The organism is Trueperella sp. HMSC08B05 (genome assembly GCF_001808405.1).
Lineage (GTDB): Bacteria > Actinomycetota > Actinomycetes > Actinomycetales > Actinomycetaceae > Trueperella > Trueperella bernardiae.
The window spans coordinates 6,522-30,065 of the sequence record NZ_KV793254.1 but is presented as its reverse complement, the minus strand read 5'-3'; the positions used below and the strand labels follow the sequence as shown (position 1 = coordinate 30,065).

Sequence of the window (23,544 nt, the reverse complement as noted above, 5' to 3'; positions counted from 1 at the left end):
TTACCCGTCCACAAAATTTGACACAGCCCAGGCGTTGTGAACGATCCAGGCGCTGCCCATTCGGTTGTCCCTCATTGGTCATTCATTGGCCATTCATTTGTCGCGTAATATAAAGTCTCCCCGCCAAAAACGCGAGCAAACGACTGCGCCCAATTTCCACCCACTCCTCCACCCATTCGCCCCGCGCCAGCACAAATATCCGGGACGTTTTCGGCCTCATCTGCGTATATGTGTAGATGAGGCCGAAAACGTCCCGCAAATCTTTAGTGGCCTACGAGATCTCTACCGACGCCGCGATACCCAGCGCCTGCTGTAGCGCCGCGTCGTCGGCGCCGCGAATGCTCACCTCGTACAGGGTGCCGTTGAGCGTGGCCAGGTACACGCGGGCAACGTACCCCTCGCCTACCACCTGGAACGCGGGGACCAGCTCCACTCCCAGGTAGTCCTGCCCTAGGTAGACCACCTGTTCGGTGTCCAGCCCGAGCCGCTCTGCCAGTAGGCCCGCGTAGGCCTCCATGCTAGGCGCCAGGTCCGCGGGCCCGATCTCGCCCACGACCACCCGCTCGCTACCATCCTCACTGGCCAGTGCCACGGGGAACGCCCGCGAGCTTTCCACCACCGGCGTCCAATTGGTCGGCGCCACGAGCGAGAACTTTCCCTCCGCGAAGCGGTAGATGATGTTCTCCCCCTCCCGCTGCGTGCTCAGGTCCGAGGGCTCGGCCGTTGTCTCGGTGGGTTCGGGCGCGGTCCCCGGCGTCGTCGGGCTTGCATCCACAGACGACGAGGGCCCCGCCGACGACGCCGCCTCACTCGCTTGCCCCGCCCCGCACCCGGCCAGGAGGAAGACGAGGGCGGTGGTGGCAAGCTTGCGCATGGGCGGACCTTTCGTGAGACAGCGCCCGCAAGGGCGCGGGCTGTCTACCAGCTTATTCGATTACTTGATGAGGACCGAGTCGAGAATCGCCTTCAGGCTCCCCGCCTCGGCGTCGGTGCCCATGAGCGTGATCTCATACGCAACGCCGTCCACCTGGACCGCGTAAATCTGGGCGCCCAAACCGGACACCGTCATATCGTAGCGGTGAGCCGAGCCCCCATTGAGCTGGACCTCACCCTTGTCCTCCACCTCACCCTTTTCCAAGCCGAGGTTGTTCTCAAGCGCCTCGATGTAGGCCTCTTCGTCCGGCACGAGGGCCGCTGGGCCGATCTCCGTCACGGCCGCGAAGGCGGTGGTGTCCTCGTTGAAGATCGACACGGGCGCTTCCTCGGTCGATTCCTCCGGCTCGCCCCAGGCCGCAGGGACCGCAATGGAGATGCGGCCGTTGGCCAGCGTGTGGCGGATCATGTCACCTTCAGCTTCGGTGGTGACTGGCGTGTTGGCGTCGGCATTGGTCGCGTCGTCTGTCGTGGTGTCGTCGGTGGCCTCGGCGTCGTTGGTCGTGGTGTTGTCGGTGGCCGTGGCCTCGGCGCTCGACTCGGAAGTGTTTGCATACGGGGTGTCGTCGGACTGCGAGCAGCCCACGAGCGCAAGCATGAGCGCTGCGGCAGTAGCAATGGTCTTGGACATGTCACTCCTTACTCTTGAGGCACTTCCGATTTTACCGCTTTGGACACAAATGCACCGGCGCCGCGTAGCACCGCACGCTTCATCAGCTCGTTTGGTGGGCGTTTCTGGCTCCAGATTCCCGACGGCGCCGCCGCCTCCGTGAGGAAGTTTTCCGAGGTCACGGGGGTGTTTCGGGCATCCCAGACGAGGAGGGCGCCCATGATCGCCGACGTCGTGTTCGCTGGTAGCGACGAAAGTCCCATACGCGCCATTCCGCGGTAGGCGGCGCGCAGCGTGGCCGAGCTCAGCACCGAGGCGGTTTCGGCCATTGGGGCCACGTTGTAGGACACGCGATGCCCGCGCGCGGCAAGGTCCGTGGCGCGCCAGCGGCCGATGCGCTTGGCCAGGATGTAGTTCGGCCCCTGCAGGTCGATGATCCCGTTGAAGACCTCTCCCCCGAGCACGTACGCGTCCGACGGCGAGCCATACCACGCCATCAGCGCCGGGCCACGTTCGGCGATCATGCGCTCCACCGCGTCCGCCGCGAGCGCCAACAGCAGGAAGTCCGCCCCAGGCGCGTACAGTGTTTCGACGACGACGTCCGGGCGCTCGCCCAGCATCCAGCCTGCGACCGCGGCCGGGTCGGCGACGATGTCGGACGCCTCGGGCGGCGACAGCGTGAGGGCGCCGGGCAGGGCGCGGGCGTCGGCTTCGAGCTTGGTGCGGCGCGGGCCCGGGCGCACGACCCCGGCCACGTTCGCGCCGTGCTTGAGGAGGAAGCGTGTGGGGGCGAGCTCGGCGCCGGCGCCGAGGACGGCGAAGGTGAGGTCGGACAGGTCGAGCCAATCGGGGTTATCGGCGACGGCAAGGATGCGAGCCGCCGCGGTGTCGGTCAGCACGCCGGCCAAACGCCAGGACTCGATCTGGGCGCGGAGGGCCGGGCCCGTGAGGCGGGCGCCGCGGAGTGGGATGGTGAGGGCGGGGTTGTCGGCCGCGGTGGACTGGCCGGGTTCAGCGGCTGGACCGGGTTCGGTGGTCGGGGCGGTGGTCGGCTCAAGGTCCGCGAGCGCGGTTCCGCCCACGGTACTGACCGCGCAGCCGAGGTAGACGAGGGCACGGCGGGCGGCGTCGGGGCCGAGGGCGGGGTTGTCGAGGGCAGTTACCCGGACGACCGCCGCCGCGTAGCCCTTGCGCCAGTTCTTGACCGAGTCGATGGCGGCGACGGCCTCGGGGTCAGCGGCCGCCGCGGCGGCGAAGGCACGCCGGCCGAGCGCGGTGGTGCTCACCTTGGAGTCAAGGCGTGGTAGGAAGACGCGGCTGGGTGGGATCTCGGGTGGAGCGGCCGGGCGGGCGGCGAGGTGGACGAGGTCGCGGCCGGTGCGCTGCTCAACCAGCGCCCACGACTCCCCCACCGCCACGAGCTCAATCTTATTGGGGAGGGTGGTGGGCGCGCGGAAGCGGCTCGCGCCAGAAGCGGGCGCCGTGCCGTCAAGCCCGAGGGCCGCATGAGCGAGTGCCTCCAGGGCGGCGCCGTGAGCGATCGCGGCCGAGAAGTCAAAAGGGGCGGCTGTGACCCGCGAGAGGTGGATGGGGTTAGCATCGCCGGAGATGCGGGCCCAGCGCCGGCCCGTCGGGGCGGGGAGCGTGAAGGTGGCCAGCGTCGGGCCGTCCACCGGCAGCACGCCGGCGCGGGTGCCGTGCTCGGCGCGCAGGTCGGGCACGGCGGGGGCTTCCCAATCGGCGAGCTGGCCGCCCACGGATTCTGCCGCGCTCTTCTTGGGGTTGCGCGAAAGGTAGCGCGCACGCTCGACATAATGAACAGTCGGGCCGATCGCCACCATGGACGTCACCTCCACCGCGAGACCCGCCTCCACCAGCTCCATGCCCGTTACCTGCGACGAGACTCGCGCCCGCTCCCCCACCTGCAACGGGCGGAGGACCTCCCACGCCAGCGACTCATGGACCATTCCAAGTAGCGGCGCCGGCACAGACCGCGCACGTAGGGTGCGGACCGTGGTGGGAAAGCACAGGTTGTGGAAGGCCATGGGCGGCAAGTGGGTGAGCTCGGCTCCTACGAATTGCCCGTAGGCGCGGGCGGTCGCGGGCGTCATGGTCGCCTCTCGGCTGAATGGGACGTGGGCTGTGGACATCTCGCCTCCCTGGCTGCTGGTGCCGGTCGCACCGGCACCAGCAGCCTACCGGACCGTAACAAACTCCGCCTGCTACCACGCCAGCGGCCGCCACCCCTGCCGCCGAGTCGGCTGACATCCATGACAACCGACACTTCGCGGCCCAAATCGTCCCGGCAAGAGCGGGCTACAAGGTGAGACCTCACCCAGCTGCCAGTCGGAGCTGGGACGAGTGTAACAATTGAGAACATTGGGAGTAATGTGACCGCCCCCCGGCGGGCACAAAAAATGGGGCCCCGGAGGGCCCCATTTTGTTAAGCCTTAGTCCACAAGACCCTTCTGCGCGGCCTTCGCCAGACGACGGGGGATGCGCTTCTCAACGCCACCAACGCGAACGGGCTGGAGCTCGGTCAGCTCAGCCTTCCACTGGGAGCGGCGAGAGCGGGTGTTGCTACGGGACATCTTTCGCTTGGGAACTGCCATGTCCTTCCGCTCCTTTCAATACTCATGTGGCCGCGTGGCCACCCCTTCATTCGGAGGCGCGCCTCCGAGCAGACAACGTTCGATATTACCCACCCCAGGCGCCGAAAGCTACATAGGGTGGGGCAACTGTGCTACGAAACACTGCAATAATAGCGTCATGACCGAACTTCGCCTGACCCGCCCCGGCCGCGCTGAAATTGAGATCAAGCGCTCCCGGTTCATCGCGCTCTCCCGCCCAGCCGCCTCGGTCGAGGAGGCTCGCGCCCTGCTTGCGGACGCCCGCGCCGAGTTCCCCGACGCCCGCCACCATTGCTCGGCTTACGTGGTGTCGGTGCCGAGCGCCCAGCCGATCCTTCATTCTTCCGACGACGGCGAACCGTCCGGCACCGCGGGCCGGCCGATGCTTGACGTTCTCACGGGTAATGAGTTGATGGACGTTGCAGTGGTTGTGGTGCGTTACTTCGGCGGCACGCTGCTGGGCACGGGTGGGCTGGTGCGGGCGTATTCGGATGCGGTGCGAGAGGTGCTGTCGGGCGAGCCGGTCACCCGCCGGATCACGCGCCCGCTCATGCGGGTGACTGCCATGCACGCTACGGCGGGCAAGTTGGAGGCGGACCTGCGCGGGCGCGGCTTCGACGTGGTGGGCACGGAGTACGGCCCCACCCGCGCGCGCATTGACGTGGCGGCCGGCCAGGGTTTCGCCGAGGACGTGGCGGAACTGAGCGCGGGGGCGGCGCAGGTGGAGGTGGTCGGCGTCGTCGTGAGGGATGTGCCGGCTGGGACGTTGCCCACATGGTGAACCCCACGTTGACTGTCGGCCCGAAAAAAGTAAACTGAAACCGTTGAACTTTCACTTACATGACGTGTGCATGGCAACCTCGGAAAGGACGGTCCTGATGATGATGACCGCACCGATGTGTTGCTGCGACTGTCTGTAAGGTGGCATGCCGTAGTTTGGTGCCCTTCTTTTTCGGGCATGTGTGCCACCTCGGGTAGCTCCCCTCAAGAGCTTCTAACAGAACACCAAAACATGTGTGAGCGCCGCGCGCTCGTGAAGGAAGAACAATGATTTACAACAACGCAACTGAACTGGTCGGCAACACTCCCCTCGTCCGTATGAACCGTATCGTCTCCGACGATCAAGCTCGCGTCCTGGCCAAGCTCGAGTTCTACAACCCGGCGAACTCGGTCAAGGACCGCATTGGCGTGGCGATTGTTGACGCGGCGGAGGCGTCGGGCCAGCTTAAGCCGGGCGGCACGATTGTGGAGGCGACGTCGGGCAACACGGGTATTGCGCTGGCCTGGGTGGGCGCGGCGCGTGGCTACAAGGTGGTGCTGACGATGCCGGCGTCGATGTCGAAGGAGCGCCGGGCCCTGCTGCGCGGCTTTGGTGCGGAGCTGGAGCTGACCGAGCCGGCGAAGGGCATGCAGGGCGCGGTGGATCGCGCGAAGGAGATCGCAGCGCAGCGCCCGGGTTCGATCCTGGCCTCGCAGTTCGCCAACCCGGCCAACCCGGCTAAGCACAAGGCGACCACGGGCCCGGAGATCTGGGAGGCCACCGAGGGCAAGGTTGACATCTTTGTGGCGGGCATCGGCACGGGCGGCACACTGACGGGCACGGGCGCCTACCTGCGCGAGCAAAACCCGGACATCAAGATCGTGGCGGTGGAGCCGGCCGAGTCCCCGCTCCTGTCCGAGGGCAAGGCCGGCCCGCACGGCATCCAGGGCATCGGCGCGAATTTCGTGCCCGACGTGCTCGACACGGAGATTTACGACGAGGTGCTGCCGGTTGCGTCCGCGGATGCGGTAGCGATGGCGCGCCGGGTTGCCCACGAGGAGGGCCTGCTGGTTGGTATTTCTTCGGGCGCGGCGCTCAAGGCTGCGGCGGAGCTGGCGGCCCGCCCGGAGAATGCGGGTAAGACGATCGTGGCGATTGTGCCGGACTTCGGCGAGCGCTACCTGTCCACCCCACTGTTCGAGGGCCTGGTCGACTAGCAGCCCGCCACCTGAGACGAGACGACGATGACGAACCCCAGCCTGTGGAAGAAGATGCGCGAGGACCTGCGCGCCGCGGTGGATAACGACCCGGCGGCCCGCTCCGAGCTCGAGGTTTTCCTGACCTACCCGGGCGTGCATGCAGTGTGGGCATACCGCATCGCGCACGCCATGTGGAACAAGGACGACCGCCTCAAGCTCCCGGCCCGCCTGCTCGCGCAGGCGGCGCGTGCGATCACGGGCATTGAGATTCACCCGGGCGCGAAGCTGGGCCGGCGGCTGTTTATCGACCACGGCATGGGGGTTGTCATCGGTGAGACGGCTAAGGTGGGCGAGGACGTGGTGATTTTCCACGGCACCACGCTCGGCGGCACGTCGATGCGCCCGGGCAAGCGCCACCCCACGGTGGGCAACCGGGTGACGATCGGTTCGGGCGCGAAGGTGCTCGGCCCAATTGAGATTGGCGACGACGCCGCTGTCGGGGCTAACGCCGTGGTGGTGCGGGACGTGCCGGCGGGCAACGTCGCGGTGGGGATCCCCGCCAAGACCCGCAAGAAGTCCAACGTCGAGCACCTGATCGACCCGGCCATCTACATCTAACGTGCTCGGGCGCGGTCAAATGGCTGTGATCCCATGTGAGTGTGGCCCGAGCAAGCTGAAGGCCCCCGGACATCGGGGGCCTTCAGCATAGACGGGCGGCGTCGCGAAGCGCCGGCGGAAAGCCGGCCGGGCGGCGTCGTGAAGCGCGCTAGCGCTCGCCGGCCTCGTAGGCGCTCATCATCTCAATGCGGGACTGGTGGCGCGAGGCCGGGTCGTAGCCGGTGGAAACGAAGATGTCGACGAAGCGGGTGGCCTCTTCCAACGTGTGCTGGCGGGCTCCGAGGGAGATGACGTTGGCGTTGTTATGTTCGCGGGCGAGTTCGGCGGTGGATTCGTTCCATACGAGCGCCGCGCGCACACCGCTCACCTTGTTGGCTGCCATCTGTTCGCCGTTACCGGAGCCTCCGATGACGATGCCGAGCGAGCCGGGCTCGGCTACCACGGCCTCGCCGGCCGCGAAGCAGACGGGCGGGTAGGCGTCCAGTTTGTCGTATTCCTTGTAACCGTGGTCGACGACGTCGTGCCCCGCGGCACTCAGGTGCTCGATGAGATGTTCTCTTAGTTCAAAACCCGCATGATCAGCGGCAATGTGTATACGCATGTCCCAAGTATACCGGCACGGTTTCGCCGTGAGGCGGCTTTAGTTTGCGCAGGTGTGCTTTCGGCCCGGCCCGCCGCATACACTGGTGGGATGGATAACACGACGAAAAACATCATCGACGGCCTGGATCATGCCGTTCGCCCGCAGGATGACCTGTTCCGTTTTGTGAATGGTACGTGGTTGGCGAGCGCGGAGATCCCGGCGGATCAGTCGCAGACGGGCGGGTTCATGGACCTGCGCCTGGAGGCGGAGGCGAACGTGCGGGAGATCATCCAGGACGCGGTCGCTCACGCGGAGGCCGGCGAGGCCGGGGATGAGGAGCGCAAGGTCGCGGTCTTGTACGACTCGTTTATGGACGAGGGCCGCATCAACGGCCTGGGCGCGTCCCCGCTGGCGGACGATTTCGCGCTCATCGACTCGGCTGCTACCAAGGAGGAGCTGGAGCTCGCGGCTGGGCGCCTGTACCAGGTGGGCGTGCCGATGCCGTTCGGCCTGGAGGTCTCGGCGGACCGCAACAATCCGTCGGAGTACATCTGCTGGCTCTACCAGTCGGGGCTGAGCCTGCCGGACGAGGCGTTCTACCGCGAGGAGCAGTACGAGCAGTTCCGCGAGCAGTTTAGGGCCTTCATCCCCACTCTTTACGCGCTTGGCACGGGTGCGAACGACGCCGAGGCGAAGGCTGCGGCCGAGGTGATTTACGGCGTCGAAGCCCGGCTTGCGTCCCATCATATGAGCGCGGTGGATTCGCGTGACACGGATAAGACGAACAACGTGCTGACCTGGGATGAGTTGCTTGAGGCGGCGCCGGGATTTGGGTGGACGACGGCGTTTTCTGGGCTTGGCCTGACCCGCGAGGCGGCTCCGACCCTTCTGGTGATGATGCCCGACGCCCTGGCTGGCTTTGCGCGCGAGTGGGCGGCGGCCGACATGGAGCAGCTGAAGACGTACCTGCGGTGGAACGTCGTCCGGGCGCGCGCCCCGTACCTGAGCCAGGACATCGCGCAGGCGAACTTCAACTTCTTCGGCAAGGTGCTCCACGGTGCTGAGGAGATGCGGGACCGCTGGAAGCGCGCAGTCGCGCTCATTGACGGCACGCTGGGCGAGGCCGTGGGCAAGCTGTACGTGGAGCGCCACTTCCCGCCCCACCACAAGGCGCTCATGGAGCAGCTGGTCGATGATCTGCTGGCCGCCTACCACTATTCGATCTCCACGCTCGACTGGATGACGGAGGAGACGCGCGAGCGGGCGCTGGCCAAGCTCGCCACCACCGTCACCAAGATCGGCTACCCGGACAAGTGGCGCGACTACTCCGCGCTCGAGATCACGGATTCCCTGGTGGGGAACGTGCGCGCGGCGGAGAAGTTCGATTCGGACTGGCAGCTGGGCAAGCTCGGCACGCCGGTGGACCGCGACGAGTGGTTCATGAACCCGCAGACCGTCAACGCCTACTACAACCCGGTGGCGAACGAGATCGTGTTCCCCGCGGCCATCCTCCAGCCCCCATTCTTCGATGCCGAGGCGGACGCGGCCTACAACTACGGCGGAATCGGCGCCGTGATTGGCCACGAGATCGGGCACGCGTTCGACGACCAGGGTTCGAAGTACGACGGCGAGGGCCGCCTGCAGAACTGGTGGACGGACGAGGACCGGGCGGAGTTCGAGAAACGGACGGCGTCGCTCGTGGGCCAGTACGACGTGTACGTGCCCGCCCAGCTGGTCGGCACCCCGCACCATGTGAGCGGCGCACTCACGCTGGGTGAGAACATTGGCGACCTTGGTGGCCTGTCGATTGCCCTCAAGGCCTACGACATCGCGATGAAGCGCGAGGGTCACGCCTCCTCCGCGCACGCCCCGGTGATCGAGGGCTTCACGGGCCGCCAGCGCGTGTTCCTCAACTGGGCGCGGATCTGGAAGAACAAGCGCCGGGACGAGATCGCCATCAACTACCTGGCGATTGACCCGCACTCCCCTTCCGAGTTCCGTTGCAACGGCGTGGTGAAGAACGTGGACGCGTTCGCCGAGGAGTTCGGCGTGGTCGAGGGCGATGAGCTGTACCTGGCTCCCGAGGAACGGGTGCGGATCTGGTAGCGCTTGGCCGGCGGGCGAAAGGCAGATTCGTACGCCGCCGATAGCGGAGGGGGTTGGCCCGCGGGCCAACCCCCTCCTTCATATTCACTTGCGTCCAACACGCCTTCGGGCGCGGGGCTAGTCGAAGATCGGCCCCACATCCCGCGAGCGCTTGAGCTCGAAGAAGCCCGGGGTTTTAGCGAGCGCCAGGGTGCCGTCCCAGGCGCGGGCGGCTTCCTCCCCGTGTGGGGCGGGCGACATGACTGGCCCGAAGAAGGCCGTGTCGCCAACCGCGATGATGGGTACGCCGACGTCGTCGCCCACCTTCTCCAGGGCCGCGCGGGTGGAGGCGGCGAGCGCCTCGTCGTATTCCCCGGCGTTGGCCCGCTCGAGAATGGAGGCATCGAGGCCGGAGGCGGCGAGCGCGGCGGCAAGGGCGGCGTCGTTCTTGTCGGCACCCTCATTGTGGATGGCCGCGCCCAGCACGGTGTAAAACTGCGCGAGCCGCTCGGGCGCCTCGATCTCCACGCCCATCGTGACGCGGCCGAAGCCGCGCAGCTCGTCGATGTGTGCGCGGTAGCCGGGGTCGAGCTCGCGGCCGCGGTTGAGCTCCCACAGGGAGAAGGAGTGCCAGGTGATGTTGAGGTCGCGAAGCTCGGAAACCTCCACGAGCCACCGGGAGGTGATCCAAGTCCACGGGCAGGACGGGTCAAACCAGAAATCTACGTTGTCGCTCATGGCCCCATTCTTCCCCTCTGCGCCCACGCTTTCCACAGCTACGCCAGCGGCGAATTGACGCGTTGGGCCGCGGCGGCCCGCCTGAGTATCCTTGGATATCAGGCCAGGACCGGCAAGAGAAAGGACACCATGCCCGGCACCAACTTGACCCGCGCCGAAGCGAGCGAGCGCGCGGACCTCATCCAGACCGAGACCTACCGGGTCGAACTCGACCTCACCGGAGAGGAGACGTTCCGCTCGGCCACCACCGTGCGTTTCGCGGCAACCCCGGGCGCGTCGTCGTTCATCGACCTCATCGCGGACGAGGTCCTGGCGATCCGCCTCAACGGCGAGGAACTGCCCGTCGATTCGTACGCCGATTCGCGCATCCCGTTGCCGAACCTGGCGACGGACAACGAGCTGTACGTGGAAGCGATTTGCCCCTTCTCGCACACGGGCGAGGGCCTGCACCGCGCCGTCGACCCGGCCGACGGCCAGGTCTACCTGTACTCGCAGTTTGAGGTGCCCGACGCGCGGCGCATGTATGCCAACTTCGAGCAGCCCGACCTCAAGGCCCAGTTCACGTTCGTGGTGGACGCGCCGGAAAGCTGGAAAATCTTCTCGGTATCTCCGACACCGGAGCCCACCCCGCTCGGAGGCGGCGTGGCGCGCTGGGAGTTCACCCCCACCGAGCGCATCTCCACCTACCTCACCGCGATCGTGGCCGGCCCGTACGTAGGTGGCACGGGCAGTTACACGTCCACCGACGGGCGCGTCATCCCCATGGGCGTCTACGCCCGTGCCTCGCTCGGCGAGTACTTGGACGCCCAGGAGTGCATTGACATCACGATCCAGGGCATGGAGGTGTTCGAAAACGAGTTCGACGTGCCCTACCCGTTCCGCAAGTACGACCAGATTTTCGTGCCCGAGTTCAACGCGGGCGCCATGGAGCACCCGGGCTGCGTGACCATCCTCGATGACTACGTCTTCCGCTCCCGCCCCACCGCCGCCCTGGTGGAGCGTCGGGCGATCACGATTATCCACGAGCTGGCCCACATGTGGTTCGGCGACCTGGTGACGATGAAGTGGTGGAATGACCTGTGGCTGAACGAATCGTTCGCCGAGTTCATGAGCCACGTGGCCACCGCAAAGAACACGCGCTGGACGGACGCATGGGTAACGTTTAACGCCTCGGAGAAGGTGTGGGCGCAGGCCCAGGACCAGCTGCCCTCCACGCATCCGATCGCGGCCGAGATCCGCGACCTGGAGGACGTAATGGTCAACTTTGACGGCATCACGTACGGCAAGGGCGCCTCCGTGTTCCAGCAGCTCGTGGCCTACGTGGGCTACAACGAGTTCATGACCGGCGTCTCACGCTACCTGAAGAAGAAGGCGTGGGGCAACGCCACGTTGGAGGATCTGTTGGTGGAACTCGAGGCCGCCTCCGGGCGCGACCTCAAGGCCTGGTCGAAGCTGTGGCTCGAGGAGGCCGGTATCAACACGCTCACCCCGGTGATCGAGGCCGACGGGGAGACGATCACGCGGTTCGCTATCCGCCAGACATGCGACGAGCACGCCTCGCTGCGCCCGCACCGCATCGGGGTCGGCGGGTATGCCCTGGAGGGCGGTAAGCTCGAGCGCGTGGTGAACGTTGAGCTCGACATCGACGGGGAGCTGACCGAGGTGGCCGAGCTGGCGGGCACCCGCCGCCCCGACCTCTTCCTTATCAACGACGGCGACCTCGCCTACGCCAAGGTGCGCCTCGACGAACGGTCGGCCGCCACGGCGCGCGATCACATCAACGCCTTCACCGATCGCCTCCCGCGCACGCTCGTGCTCGCTTCCATGTGGGACATGTGCCGCGACGCCGAGCTGCCCGCCACCGACTACGTGGAGCTCGCCCTGCGTGCTCTCGAGACCGAGGACCACGGCACGGTGCTGCGCTACCTGCTCTCCCAGCTGCAGACCGCCACTGAGCTATACTCCGCGCCGGCGAACCGACCGGAGCTCAAGGAAAAGGTGGCCGCGCGCCTATTCGAGATCCTCGCCACCACCGAGCCTGCCTCCGATCGCCAGCTTCAGATCGCGATGGCCGCCGTCACTATGAGCGGGGACAGCCAGCTCGACCTCGTGGCCGGGTGGCTGTCTGACGACAACGTCCCGGCCGGGCTGGCCGTGGATGCCAACTTCCGCTGGGACATTTTGCGCCGCCTGGCCGCGGCTGGGCGCGTGGATGAGGCAACCATCGCCGCCGAGCTGGCCGAGCGTGACAACACGGCGTCGGGAGCGGCGGGGGCGGCCCGTGCCCGGGCGTCGATCTCGGACGCGGGCGCCAAGGAGCGCGCATGGGAGGACATCGTGGGCGGCAAGACCTCGAACTCCGTGCAGCGCGCGCTGGGATGGGGCTTCACCGAGGGCAATCCGGAGCTGCTCGTGCCGTACGTGGAGCGCTTCTTCGGTGAGATCCTCAACCAGTGGGAGAACCGGACGCTTGAGTTCTCGCAGAACTTCGTCAACCTCGTCTACCCCGCCCCGCTCAACGGGCTGGACCTCGGGGTGGACCTCGTGGCGCGCACCCAGCAGTGGCTGGACGAGAACGCGGAGGCGGCCCCGGCGCTGCGCCGCATGGTCTTAGAGCGGCTGAGCAACGCCCAGCGGGCCGCGGCGGCCCAGGCCTGCGACGCCGCGCGTTCGGCCTAGCTGACACGGGCCCAGCCGGCGCACGACTTGAGCACCGAAGCTGGTGGCACGGTACCGAAGCGCGCGGGTGCGGCGATTCACACCCGCGCGTTTTTGCTACCCTCACGCCAGGAAGTTGTCCGTGGATTGTGGATGCGGGGCCCGCATCCACAATCCACGCATTATCGGCGGGTTAGGCTTGCGGGTTTTCGTAGGATGTCACCATGAACCAGATACGACCCTCATGGGCTAACACATCCGACCTCCTGCGCGACTACTACGACCAGGAGTGGGGCTTTCCCGTCACCGACTCTGCCGAGATATTCGAGCGCATCGTGCTCGAGGGCTTCCAGTCGGGACTCTCGTGGGAGACCGTATTGCGCAAGCGCCCGGCCTTCCGACAGGCCTTTGCCGGCTTCGACCCCGGCGTCGTGGCCGCTTTCACCGAGGACGACGTCGAGCGCCTCCTCGCCGACCCGGCCATCATCCGCAACGAGCGCAAGATCCGGGCAGCGATCACGAACGCGAAGGCCACCGTGGCGTTGGAGGAGGCAGGCCAGTCGCTCGCCGAGCTCGTGTGGTCTTTCGCGCCAGACGACCCGTATGGGGAGGGGCCGGATGCGGGCCGATCGCCGAAGTCAGCCGAGCTCGCCAAGGAACTCAAGCGGCTGGGCTTCACGTTCGTCGGCCCCGTGACCATGTTCGCCCTCATGCAGGCGATCGGCATGTACGACCACCGCCTCTGACCCCGGCCGGGCCGCTACTCCTCGGGCTCGCCGAAGAGGCGCCGGGCCAGGTCCATGCCGATCTGCTCGGCCTCCGGGCCGAAGATGAGCTGCACGGCTCGCCGTTGGACCACCACGCCGATCGCGCCCATCCGCTCCAGGCGTGGCTTGTCCACCAGGTCCTTGTCCACTACGCCCACGCGGATGCGGGCCAGGGCCATATCCACCTTGCGTACGTTCTCAGCCCCGCCCACCGCGGCGAGGAGCTCATCTAGGTCCACTAGCGAGTGCTCTCCAGTTCCTGGTTGAGCCTGGCGACGAGCGACTGCAGGCGCGGGTTCGTGGCCAGCTCCTCCACGAGCACCACCTGCTCGGTTCCGTCCGCAAGCGGCAGGCGCCAGTTGGGATACTCCTGGTCGGTGCCCGGCTGGTTCTGGGCCCGGCGCTCGCCCACGGCATTGACCAGCGACACCTGCAGGATCGGGGCGGGCGTGCGCACGATGTACGCGTGCAGGGCCTCCACCACCTCGCGCTCCGAGGGGTCCTCCCCGATCAGGCCGTGTTCGCGCAGGCGGGCCATGACCCGATCTCGCTCCTCGCGCGCCTCGGCGCGCATCTCCTCCACAGGCTTGACGAGCAGGCCGAGGCTCTCGCGCAGGTCCACGTGCTCGCCGGCCAGGTAGCTGGCGGCCGGTGGCAGGTCGTGCGTGTCCACCGACACCATCGCGTCCGAGCGGAAGTCCTGCGGGTGGATCGGCCAGCCGCCCTCGTCCTTTTCAAACCAAAACACGGACGTGCCGAAGATCCCGCGCTCGCGCAGGTACTCGCGCACCCACGGCTCCACGGTGCCAAGGTCCTCGCCCACCACGACCACACCGGCACGGTGCGCCTCGAGCAGCAGCACGCCCACCATCGCCTCATGATTGAAGCGCACGTACGTGCCCTCGGTGGGCGCCGAGCCCTCGGGGATCCACCACAACCGGAACAGGCCCATGATGTGATCCACGCGCAGCAGCCCGGCGTGGCGCATGACCGTGCGGGCCATGTCGCGCAGCGGGGCGTAGCTCATCTCCTCGAGCGAGTCGGGGCGCCACGGTGGCTGGGACCAGTTCTGGCCCTGCTGGTTGTACATGTCCGGCGGGGCACCAACCCCGATCCCCCTGGCGAAGGCGTCCGGGAGCATCCACACGTCGGCGCCCTTGGGGTGAACGCCCACGGCCAAGTCATGCGAGACGCCGATCCGCATGCCGGCCGCTCGCGATTCGTTTTGCGCTCGGCTCAGCTGCTCGTCCATCACCCACTGCAGCCACGCCCAAAAGTCCACGCGGTCCGCAAGCTCGCGGCGCTCGCGCGCCACGTGCGGGGAGTTGATGTCGCGCAGCTGGTCGGGGAACTCATCCCCGTACTTCTCCACCAGTGCACACCACAGCGCAAAGTCCTCCAGGCCTTGGCCCTCCATCTCGCGGAAGCGGTCGAAGTCGCGCTGGCGGGCCTGGGAGCGCCCGGCTGCGAAGATCACGTCGAGCGCCTCACGCTTGGCCTTCCAGGCGGCGTCGCGCTCGATGAGCTCGTTCTCCAGCGACATCTTCTTCACGTTCTCACTCGCCCACGTCACCAGCGACCGCTCGGGGCCAGACAGGTAGGCGACCTCGCGGATGTCCTCGGGCCGGATGTAGACGGGGTTGAAGAAGCGCCTGGTCACCGGCAGGTAGGGCGAGGGTGACATCGGCTCGATCGGCTCGGCCGCGTGCAGGGGGTTGACCAGCAGGAAGTCGGCGCCGAGCTCGCCAAACAGCGAGCCCATCTCGGCCAAGTCCGCCGCGTCCCCAATGCCCCACGACTGGCGCGAACGCGTGGAGTACAGCTGGGCCATCATGCCCCAGGCGCGCCCGCGAAGCCGTGATTCGACGTCGAGACGGGTGGGGGTAACGATGAGGCTCGCCTCCTCCACGCGCTCTTCCCCACCGTCCATCACCCGCGCGCGTAGCTTGTGATAACCCAGCGGCGTACCCACGGGCACCACGAAGGAGGCCTGGCCGGTCAGGACACCGTCGATGTCGCGAGGCAGCTCCCAGTCATCGATCTGGCGGGCACCGATCGTGCCGCCGCCCTCCACAATGATCTCCACCTGCACCGAGCACCCGTGGGGCACGTGGACCTGGAAGGTGGTTTCCCGGTCATCGCGCGCGATCGTGCAGTGCGGCAGAACCCGCCGCCACGGCCGCTCGTCGCGTGCCTTGAGCTCAGCGCGGATCGACTCGTCGCTCGAGGCATCCACGCCCATCGCGGCGAGGACAGAGATCAAGGTCGAGGTAGACACTTCCCGGAAGTTACCATCGAAATCCCAAAAATCGAGCGCCACCCCGTAGCCCTCAGCCAGGGCCTTCAGCAGGTCTCGGTTTACCTCATGCGACATTGCATCTCCTTCTTTGTGCTAGGCCCAAGTTTAGCCAGATCACAATTCTTTGACGAAAGCGTAAAAGTAGTTTGCAAAGTTACCGAAGAGTAGGATGGGTACATGACCGCGTCCGCCACTGCGAAAGCGAGGAAAAATGCCATATCTGCCCGTGCCTGAGACCAACGACGAGCCGCTGTCCTCCGTGCTTCGCACGCTGAAGATGAAAGAACGCGAACCCGGCTCCTACGAGGGGACGAACCTCAACCAGGTCTCCGGGCGCGTGTACGGCGGGCAGGTCTTCGCCCAGGCAGTTGTGGCCGCGCATGCCACCGTGGCCGACGAGTACCTCGGCCGCCAAATCCATTCCATCACCGCGGCCTTCCTCCGCCCCGGAAAGCTCGATGTTCCCACCCAGCTCGACGTGGAAGAGGTCCTCGACGGCCGCTCATTTTCCACGCGCCGCGTCCACGCCTCCCAAAACGGCAAGACGATCCTCACGGCCCGCGCGTCGTTCCAAGAGGTCCAGGACGGCATGGAACACGAAACGCCCATGCCCGACGCGCCCGCCCCCGAATCCCTACCCTCCTCCGCCGACTACTTCGCCAACATGGACAACCCCGTGGGCCGGATCATGAACTCCACCAACGCCACCGACCTCCGCCATGTCGACGGCCCGATCTGGGTCAAGCCCGCGAGCGCGCGCACCGACCGCACCCTCATCTGGTTCCGCCTGCGCAACCCGATGCCCGAGGCATCCCAGTTCATGCACCGGGCCCTGCTGGCCTACTCCACCGACCAGTTCATGCTCGAACCCGTCCTGCGCCGCCATGGCCTGTTCTGGATGAGCCCCAACCTGTCGCTCGCCACGCTCGACCACTCGATCTGGTGGCACCGCGACGTCAACATGTCGAACTGGATCCTCGCCGAACTCACCTCGCCCTCCGCCCAGGGCGGGCGCGGCCTGAGCCTCGCGCGCTTCTTCCAAGACGGCAAGCACGTGGCCACGATGTCCCAGGAGGGTATGGTCCGCTCCCGCAGCGCAGCCGCGTAGGGCCGCGCTCCTAGCGTGCGCGCTTCTGACGCTATGTGCTCCCGCCGCGTTCGTGGCGCATAGCCAACGACGCCGTCAGCCCGGCTCACGTCGAAACCGGTGCTGACGGCGTCGTAGGCGCACCCTGCGGAAAACCGCAGGAGCAAAGGCTAGTCGCGCTTGAACTTGCGGTAGGTCGAGGACGCGGGGCGCGAGGCGTCGATCCCCAGGCGCTCGACCTTGTTCTTCTCATAGGATTCGAAGTTGCCCTCGAACCAGTACCAGTTGTAGGGCTCCTCCTCCGTGCCCTCCCAGGCCAGGATGTGGGTGGCCACGCGGTCGAGGAACCAGCGGTCGTGGGTGATGACCACGGCACAGCCCGGGAAGTCGAGTAGCGCGTTTTCGAGCGAGCCAAGAGTTTCGACGTCGAGGTCGTTGGTCGGCTCGTCGAGCAGGATCACGTTGCCGCCCTGCTTGAGGGTGAGGGCCAGGTTGAGGCGGTTGCGCTCGCCACCGGAGAGGATGCCGGCCTTCTTCTGCTGGTCGGCACCCTTGAAACCGAACGCCGAGACGTAGGCGCGCGAGGGCATCTCCACGTTGCCCACCTGGATGTAGTCCAGCCCGTCAGAGACGACCTCCCACAGCGTCTTGTCCGGGTCAATGCCGGCGCGCGTCTGATCGACGTACGACAGCTTGACCGTTTCGCCGATGCGCAGCTCTCCCTCGTCCAGTGGCTCGAGGCCCACGATGGTCTTGAACAGGGTGGTCTTACCCACGCCGTTCGGGCCAATGATGCCCACGATCCCGTTACGCGGCAGGTTGAAGGACAGGTCCTGGATGAGCACGCGCTCCCCGAAGCCCTTCTTCAGCTTCTTCGCGTCGATCACTAGGTTGCCCAGGCGCGGCCCCGGCGGGATCTGGATCTCCTCGAAGTCGAGTTTGCGCGTGCGCTCGGCCTCGGCAGCCATCTCCTCGTAGCGCTGCAGACGCGCCTTCGACTTCGCCTGGCGGCCCTTCGCCGAGGAGCGCACCCACTCCAGTTCCTCCTTCAGGCGCTTTTGAAGCTTGGCATCCTTCTGGCCCTGGACTTTGATGCGCTGGGCCTTCGTTTCCAGGTAGGTAGAGTAGTTGCCCTCGTACGGGTAGAGCTTGCCGCGGTCCACCTCCGCGATCCACTCGGCCATGTTGTCCAGGAAGTAGCGGTCGTGTGTAATGGCGATGACCGCACCGGGGTACTTCACCAGGTGCTGTTCGAGCCAGAGCACCGACTCGGCGTCCAGGTGGTTGGTCGGCTCGTCGAGCAGCAGCAGGTCCGGCGCCTCGAGCAGGAGCTTGCACAGCGCCACGCGGCGGCGCTCGCCACCCGAGAGCACGTTGACCGGCGTGTCCGGCGGCGGGCAGCGTAGCGCGTCCATCGACTGCTGCAACTGGGCGTCAATATCCCAGCCGTTCGCCGCGTCGATCTCCTGCTGGAGCTTGCCCATCTCATCCATGAGCGCGTCAAAGTCCGCGTCCGGCTCGGCCATCTCCATGCCGATCGCATTGAAGCGTTCGACCTTGGCCAGGATGTCAGCCACGCCCTCCTGGACGTTCTCGAGCACCGTCTTATCCTCGGTCAGCGGCGGCTCCTGCAGGAGGATTCCCACCGTGTAGCCGGGCGAGAGCCGGGCCTCACCGTTGGAAGGCTGGTCGAGTCCGGCCATGATCTTCAAAATCGTGGACTTACCTGCACCGTTGGGGCCCACCATGCCGATCTTCGCACCGGGGTAGAACGCCATCGTCACGTCGTCCAGGATGACCTTGTCGCCCACCGTCTTGCGGGCCTTGATCATCTGATAAATAAACTCAGCCACAGTACTCCCATAGTCGTCTTGGATACTAGCTCAAGCCTAATTTATCCTCCCCGGGCGGCAAAAGCCCGCGCCTGGGCTTTTGATCACCCGGCGCGAGCCCGCCGCGTCTACACCAGCTCGTCCTCCTCCAGCTCGGCCTCGAGGGCGGCGTCGTCTGCGTCGACATCGTCCGCCTCGAACGCGTCTTGGTCGAGCCCGGCGATGTCGACGACGTCAGCGCCCGGCTCACTGCCGCCCATTTCGCCATCGGCGCCCGCCTCGCCCTCGGCACCCTCGCCCTCCGGCTCGGTCCGCCATCGATCGTCTCGCATGTCGCCCGGCGGGTTCTTCAGCACCTTGACGTAGTTAGCAACACCGGTGGAGATCTCCACCCCGATCGAGTCGGCATTCACGTCGAACGATGAGTGGACCACCCCGCTGGCGTCAACCCATTCGCGCTGGCTCAGCCTGCCGCGCACGAGCACCGGCGTTCCCTTGCTCAGGCAGCCGGCGGCGTTCTTCGCCAGGCGCCCATAGCACCGCACGGAATACCAGGTGGTCACACCCTCCTTGTATTCGCTGTGGACGCGAGAATAGTAGCGTGGGGTCACGCCCACGTTGAGGAAGGTCACGGGCATAGCCTCGTTTCCTTCTGGGTTATAGTGGCGTGGCACGCCTCCCACCCATCCGCGGATGGTGACAATGGTGTCGTTCATCAGTTCTCCTTCATTGCTGGAAAGTGGCACTTCCGACTTTGCCAATTTCCGCGACGCCGCGTTTTCGGACTACCCCGAAAATGGGGTCACGCAGCCACGAACGCCACCTGTGGAGAACTTTTTTCGCGTAATCCCGCGCTTTTACGCCGTGCCCGCGAACACCTCGGAGTCAAGTGCCTCGCGCGTTTGCCGGTGCTGGGAGAGGATCTCGCGCGGGCCGGCAACCAAATGCTCCTCGGTTGCCTCGCCCACGGCCTCACGCACGTTGCGCTCGTAGGCCGCGGCCGCGCGCGCCGCGCTCCGCACCACCGCGCTCTTGCCCAGCCACGCCACCAGCAAGCCCAGCACCACACCGCCCGCCACGACGCCGATCGTCACCCCAGTGCCCATCGCGCCAAGCACCGCAAACACCACGGCCCCCACCGCGAGAGCCACTCCCCCAACGAGCCCAGCGAAAGCCGGGGTGCGGGAGATGTCCGGCAACGGCGTCGTGCGAATAGCCGCACCCAGCGCGCGGCGGAAGCGATCAGCGGGCGACACCGCGCTCGTCACGGCCTCCTGCCACACGGGTGGCAGGCCGGTACGCACGTGCGCCACCCACGCGTCGCGTATTGCGTGCACCATCGTATTCGCCGGCTGCTCAGGCACCACCAGCGCGGACGCCTGGTAAGACTGGCCCGACACCCGGATCGACTCCACCACCGACGGGATGCCCGAAGAACGCACGATCCTGTCATTGATATCGGCCACGGCCTGCCCGTCCACGTCCGGCTCCTCCCGGCCCACGTTGGCCCGCAGGCGGCCCGCGATTGCGTCGAGCTCAGCGGCGGCCGTGCGCGCGTTGAAGGACTGGCCAGCCACGGCCCGGGCCAGCAGGTCACGCACCGCGTCCACGCCCTCCCCCGTCAGCGCCGACGCCCCAAGGATCGGCACCTCGGTCAGGCCGTCACGGTCGAGCAGGGAACGCAGGTCGCCGAGCAGGGTAGCGCGCTGGTCAGCCGGCACGCGGTCGATCTGGTTCATCACCACGACCATCGCCTCCTGCCGTCCACCCAACGTCTCGAAGAAGCCCTTGTGCAGCACCTCGTCCGCGTACTTTTGCGGATCCACAATCCAGATCAGCAGGTCCGCCATCGGCAGCAGGCGATCCACCTGCGCCGAGTGCGCGAGCGCCACCGAATCATGGTCCGGCAAATCGAGCAGCACCAGCCCGTTCAGCCGGTCATTGCCCACCGTCAAGATCGACGAATGCTCAATCCGGCGGTCCGGATCCACCTGAAGGTAGTCGAGCAACTCGCTCGCGTCCACGTCGAACGTGCAGGCGGCCGCCCGCTCCGTCGTCGGACGAATATCACCCGAGTCCGCGAAATCCAGCTCCGTGATCGCGTTAAACATGGTCGACTTGCCCGAACCCGTGCCACCCACCAGCACCGCCACCGTGGTGTCCAGCCCGAGCCGCATCCGCTCCTGGGCGCGGCGCAGATCGTCCTGGGCGCGGCTGGCCACAAACTGGTCGAAGTAGGGCCCGCCCGCACCCACCGCGCGTTGCAATGCCTTCAGCCGCCCAATGACCTCTTCATCTGCCTGGCGATCCATACATCCCCTATCGGTGTAAAAACTCGGTGGCGCGCAACCGCAGCGAGGCCGCGTCCCCCACATCTATCTCGTTCACGACGCCGGTATAGGCGGCTACCAGCTCATCCATCGCGCCCCGCACCCGGGCCGACAGGTCCTCACGCGCCTCCCGCACCTCAGCCTTCGCCCCAAGATTCTCCGCCGCTTTGCGCGCACCCGAAATGCCGGCGGCCGCCGCACCCAGCAGCGCCGCCTGCCCCGACTTGCCCAGCCACGGGTTATCCGGCACGTACTTGGCCAGCAGGTCAGCCTTCCATGCGTCCACCGCGCGCTGCGCGATCGCATCCAGGTCCAGCCGCTCGTTCGCGCGCTGACGCAGGTCGGAGGTGTTGACGACGTCGAACGCCCACGCCTGATCCACGTTCGCCCGCGCGGCCGTCAAACCTTGCGTGAGCGCCACGCCCACCGAGGTGGCCACCGCGTCAAAAACCGTGGTCATCGCCCGGTCGCGCGTTCCACTACGACGGCCGAACACATTCGGCTTGCGGCCCGCCACCATGCCCGCCAGCGGCCCGCCCGTCGACGCCAGCGACAGCCATGACGTGGTCGGCGCTCCCTGCCCAAACCGGCCATGCTCGATGTTCGTGGCCAGCTTCTCCAGCGGGGCGTGGGCGCCCTCAACCGCCTTATCTTTGAGGTCAGTCAGCGCGTGCTCCTGGGCCTCCACCGCGTCGGCCAACACGAGCAGATCGCGGCGCAACTGCGGCAGGGTCGCGGCCGTGGTTCGAGCCACCAACGAATCGGCTGCCTTCGTACGAGCCACCACCTCCAGCCACTGACGCAAATCCGCCACGTACTCCTCGGGCAGCAGGCCTTCGTGCGCCCCGGCGTCGGGAACAATAAACAGCGGGCTCTCTGCCAAGCCCATCCGGCCCATGCGCTCGGCCAGGTCGCGCCGCACCACCGACAGCGCCGACGCCGGCACCCGGTCCAGCACCACCGCACACGTCACCCCGCGCGCATTAGCTACCTGGAGCGTGTCCCATGCCACGGCGTCGCCGTAACGGGAGGCTGTGGTGACGAATACCCACAGGTCTGCCGCGTCGATGAGGCGCGAAGATAGGGCGCGGTTGGCGTCGTCCACCGAATCGAGGTCCGGCGCGTCCACAATCACGATGCCCTCAATGCCCGAGTCCACCGGCTCATACTTGCCCATCTTGGCAAGCGCGTGGCTCTCCATCTTCGGAAAATCGCTGGGGTGCATAATCATGACGGGCGTGCGCGTCGTGGGGCGCAGCACCGAAGCTGGCGACACCTCCCGGCCGATCAACGAATTGACCAGTGTGGACTTACCCGCCCCCGACGAACCGCCAAACACGATCACCGCCGGGAGCTCATCCGAATGCAGATGCGGCAAGATCCGGCTCTCCAGCTGGGTCAGCAACTGCTGACGCGACTCCATCAACTCCCGCGCCCCCGGCATCTCCAACGGCAGCTCGACCTTGCGAAGCTCGTCGATCGTGCGCGTGACGAGGCCAGCCAAACTGGCACGGGAAAATGCTGGAGTACTCACACCTCTATTGTGTCCCAAAAGGACCTAAATATCGATTGGGCTCCCCGCCATTTGACCCGCTCGCCGGCGCCGGCGGTATCATAAACTGATTGCCTCCATAGCTCAGCGGATAGAGCAGTGGCCTTCTAAGCCATGTGTCGCAGGTTCGAGTCCTGCTGGGGGCGCTTGCTAGAATGGGTGCGTGAGCATGAATAACGACACGCCAATTGTCTGGATTGACTGTGAAATGACGGGCCTCGATCTCGAGGTCGACTCGCTGGTAGAAATCGCCGTGGTTGTCACGGACGCCCAGCTCAACCCGCTCGACGCCGGCCTTCGCCTGGTGATGAAACCCTCCGAGCAGGCCGTAGCCCAAATGGATCCCTTCGTCCGCAACATGCACACTGTCACCGGCCTCATCGACGAGTGGGACGGCGGGCTCAATATGGCCGACGCCGAAGAGCAGGTGTTGGCCTACGTCAAGCGCTTCGTACCCGAAGGGCGCAAGGCCCCGCTCGGCGGGAACTCGGTTGGCACCGACCGCACCTTCCTCGCCCGCGACATGCCCCTGCTGGTCGACCACCTGCACTACCGGGTGATCGACGTGTCCTCCATCAAGGAGCTCGCCAAGCGCTGGTTCCCGCGCGTGTACTTCGCCTCCCCCGAGAAGACCGGCAACCACACCGCGCTCGGCGACATCTACGACTCCATCGACGAACTGCGCTACTACCGGGCCATCCTCATGCCCGCCGGCGAAGGGCCGAGCACCGAGGAGTCCCGGGCCGCCGCCAAGGAAATCCTGGCGGACCTGACTCGGGACCGGGCCGCCGATAAGTAGCCACTCCGGCCCCGGATTAGAATATTTTGGACGTTTTCGGGCCGATCTTCTTATATGAGGAGAT

20 protein-coding genes and 1 tRNA gene are annotated in these 23,544 nt (G+C 66.5%); 9 read left to right on the top strand and 12 right to left on the bottom strand.

Features of this window, described 5'->3' with window-relative positions; genetic code table 11:
• Positions 1-271: 271 nt before the first annotated feature.
• The 4 genes from HMPREF3167_RS06370 to rpmF form a co-directional block, all read right to left on the bottom strand.
• Complete coding sequence (locus tag HMPREF3167_RS06370) at positions 272-874, bottom strand: hypothetical protein (RefSeq protein WP_070446129.1); 603 nt, start codon at positions 872-874, stop codon at positions 272-274.
• A 60-nt stretch (positions 875-934) separates the two neighbouring features.
• On the bottom strand, positions 935-1,564 hold the full coding sequence (locus HMPREF3167_RS09855; RefSeq protein ID WP_070446127.1) for a hypothetical protein: 630 nt from the start codon (positions 1,562-1,564) through the stop codon (positions 935-937).
• 8 nt (positions 1,565-1,572) lie between these two features.
• Positions 1,573-3,693 carry a MaoC/PaaZ C-terminal domain-containing protein gene (locus HMPREF3167_RS06360; protein WP_148132407.1) on the bottom strand — a complete coding sequence of 707 codons (2,121 nt, stop codon included), beginning with the start codon at positions 3,691-3,693 and terminating at the stop codon, positions 1,573-1,575.
• Positions 3,694-3,993: 300 nt separating this feature from the next.
• Positions 3,994-4,155, bottom strand: a complete 162-nt coding sequence (gene rpmF / locus HMPREF3167_RS06355; RefSeq protein WP_062614222.1) for a 50S ribosomal protein L32 — start codon at positions 4,153-4,155, stop codon at positions 3,994-3,996.
• 157 nt (positions 4,156-4,312) lie between these two features.
• On the opposite strand from rpmF, the gene HMPREF3167_RS06350 reads away from it, so the two are divergent.
• From HMPREF3167_RS06350 to epsC, 3 genes are all read left to right on the top strand, one after another.
• Positions 4,313-4,954 (top strand): IMPACT family protein, encoded by a 642-nt coding sequence (locus HMPREF3167_RS06350; protein WP_070446123.1) that lies wholly within the window; start codon positions 4,313-4,315, stop codon positions 4,952-4,954.
• Between the two features lie 266 nt (positions 4,955-5,220).
• Positions 5,221-6,150 carry a cysteine synthase A gene (gene cysK / locus HMPREF3167_RS06345; protein WP_062614220.1) on the top strand — a complete coding sequence of 310 codons (930 nt, stop codon included), beginning with the start codon at positions 5,221-5,223 and terminating at the stop codon, positions 6,148-6,150.
• 27 nt (positions 6,151-6,177) lie between these two features.
• Complete coding sequence (epsC, locus tag HMPREF3167_RS06340; protein WP_062614219.1) at positions 6,178-6,750, top strand: serine O-acetyltransferase EpsC; 573 nt, start codon at positions 6,178-6,180, stop codon at positions 6,748-6,750.
• A 148-nt stretch (positions 6,751-6,898) separates the two neighbouring features.
• Here the strand turns inward: epsC and HMPREF3167_RS06335 are convergent, their stop codons facing one another.
• Complete coding sequence (locus tag HMPREF3167_RS06335; protein ID WP_062614218.1) at positions 6,899-7,351, bottom strand: ribose-5-phosphate isomerase; 453 nt, start codon at positions 7,349-7,351, stop codon at positions 6,899-6,901.
• Positions 7,352-7,441: 90 nt separating this feature from the next.
• Here HMPREF3167_RS06335 and HMPREF3167_RS06330 point away from each other — a divergent pair, with 90 nt between their 5' ends.
• Positions 7,442-9,439: a M13 family metallopeptidase gene (locus HMPREF3167_RS06330; RefSeq protein WP_062614217.1), complete on the top strand. Its 1,998-nt coding sequence runs from the start codon at positions 7,442-7,444 to the stop codon at positions 9,437-9,439.
• 117 nt (positions 9,440-9,556) lie between these two features.
• Here the strand turns inward: HMPREF3167_RS06330 and HMPREF3167_RS06325 are convergent, their stop codons facing one another.
• Positions 9,557-10,156 (bottom strand): mycothiol-dependent nitroreductase Rv2466c family protein, encoded by a 600-nt coding sequence (locus tag HMPREF3167_RS06325; RefSeq protein WP_062614216.1) that lies wholly within the window; start codon positions 10,154-10,156, stop codon positions 9,557-9,559.
• Positions 10,157-10,285: 129 nt separating this feature from the next.
• On the opposite strand from HMPREF3167_RS06325, the gene pepN reads away from it, so the two are divergent.
• Both pepN and HMPREF3167_RS06315 read left to right on the top strand, forming a co-directional pair.
• Complete coding sequence (pepN, locus tag HMPREF3167_RS06320) at positions 10,286-12,835, top strand: aminopeptidase N (RefSeq protein WP_070446121.1); 2,550 nt, start codon at positions 10,286-10,288, stop codon at positions 12,833-12,835.
• Between the two features lie 203 nt (positions 12,836-13,038).
• Entirely contained in the window at positions 13,039-13,560 is a 522-nt protein-coding gene (locus HMPREF3167_RS06315; RefSeq protein WP_062614214.1) for a DNA-3-methyladenine glycosylase I, read from the top strand.
• Between the two features lie 14 nt (positions 13,561-13,574).
• Here HMPREF3167_RS06315 and HMPREF3167_RS06310 read toward each other — a convergent pair whose 3' ends face one another.
• Positions 13,575-13,820: a PTS sugar transporter subunit IIB gene (locus HMPREF3167_RS06310; RefSeq protein ID WP_062614213.1), complete on the bottom strand. Its 246-nt coding sequence runs from the start codon at positions 13,818-13,820 to the stop codon at positions 13,575-13,577.
• The gene (gene malQ, locus HMPREF3167_RS06305) at positions 13,820-15,955 is read right to left on the bottom strand and encodes a 4-alpha-glucanotransferase (protein WP_062614212.1); all 2,136 of its coding nucleotides are present in this window, start codon (positions 15,953-15,955) and stop codon (positions 13,820-13,822) included. Before malQ ends, HMPREF3167_RS06310 begins: the two co-directional genes overlap by 1 nt.
• Positions 15,956-16,106: 151 nt before the next feature.
• Here malQ and HMPREF3167_RS06300 point away from each other — a divergent pair, with 151 nt between their 5' ends.
• Positions 16,107-16,988, top strand: a complete 882-nt coding sequence (locus HMPREF3167_RS06300) for an acyl-CoA thioesterase (RefSeq protein ID WP_236698702.1) — start codon at positions 16,107-16,109, stop codon at positions 16,986-16,988.
• 149 nt (positions 16,989-17,137) lie between these two features.
• On the opposite strand, the gene ettA is transcribed toward HMPREF3167_RS06300, so the two are convergent.
• The 4 genes from ettA to HMPREF3167_RS06280 all read right to left on the bottom strand — a co-directional run bounded on the left by ettA (position 17,138) and on the right by HMPREF3167_RS06280 (position 22,663).
• Positions 17,138-18,820, bottom strand: a complete 1,683-nt coding sequence (gene ettA, locus HMPREF3167_RS06295; RefSeq protein WP_062614210.1) for an energy-dependent translational throttle protein EttA — start codon at positions 18,818-18,820, stop codon at positions 17,138-17,140.
• Between the two features lie 107 nt (positions 18,821-18,927).
• Positions 18,928-19,515: a single-stranded DNA-binding protein gene (locus HMPREF3167_RS06290; protein ID WP_068539207.1), complete on the bottom strand. Its 588-nt coding sequence runs from the start codon at positions 19,513-19,515 to the stop codon at positions 18,928-18,930.
• Between the two features lie 141 nt (positions 19,516-19,656).
• Positions 19,657-21,111, bottom strand: coding sequence for a GTP-binding protein (locus HMPREF3167_RS06285; protein WP_083281104.1), 1,455 nt, complete (start codon positions 21,109-21,111; stop codon positions 19,657-19,659).
• A 7-nt stretch (positions 21,112-21,118) separates the two neighbouring features.
• The gene (locus HMPREF3167_RS06280; protein WP_143602134.1) at positions 21,119-22,663 is read right to left on the bottom strand and encodes a dynamin family protein; all 1,545 of its coding nucleotides are present in this window, start codon (positions 22,661-22,663) and stop codon (positions 21,119-21,121) included.
• 91 nt (positions 22,664-22,754) lie between these two features.
• Between HMPREF3167_RS06280 and HMPREF3167_RS06275 the strand changes: the two genes are divergently transcribed.
• Positions 22,755-22,827, top strand: a tRNA-Arg gene (locus HMPREF3167_RS06275).
• 23 nt (positions 22,828-22,850) lie between these two features.
• Positions 22,851-23,480, top strand: coding sequence for an oligoribonuclease (gene orn, locus HMPREF3167_RS06270; RefSeq protein WP_068539203.1), 630 nt, complete (start codon positions 22,851-22,853; stop codon positions 23,478-23,480).
• The last annotated feature ends 64 nt before the right edge of the window (positions 23,481-23,544 follow it).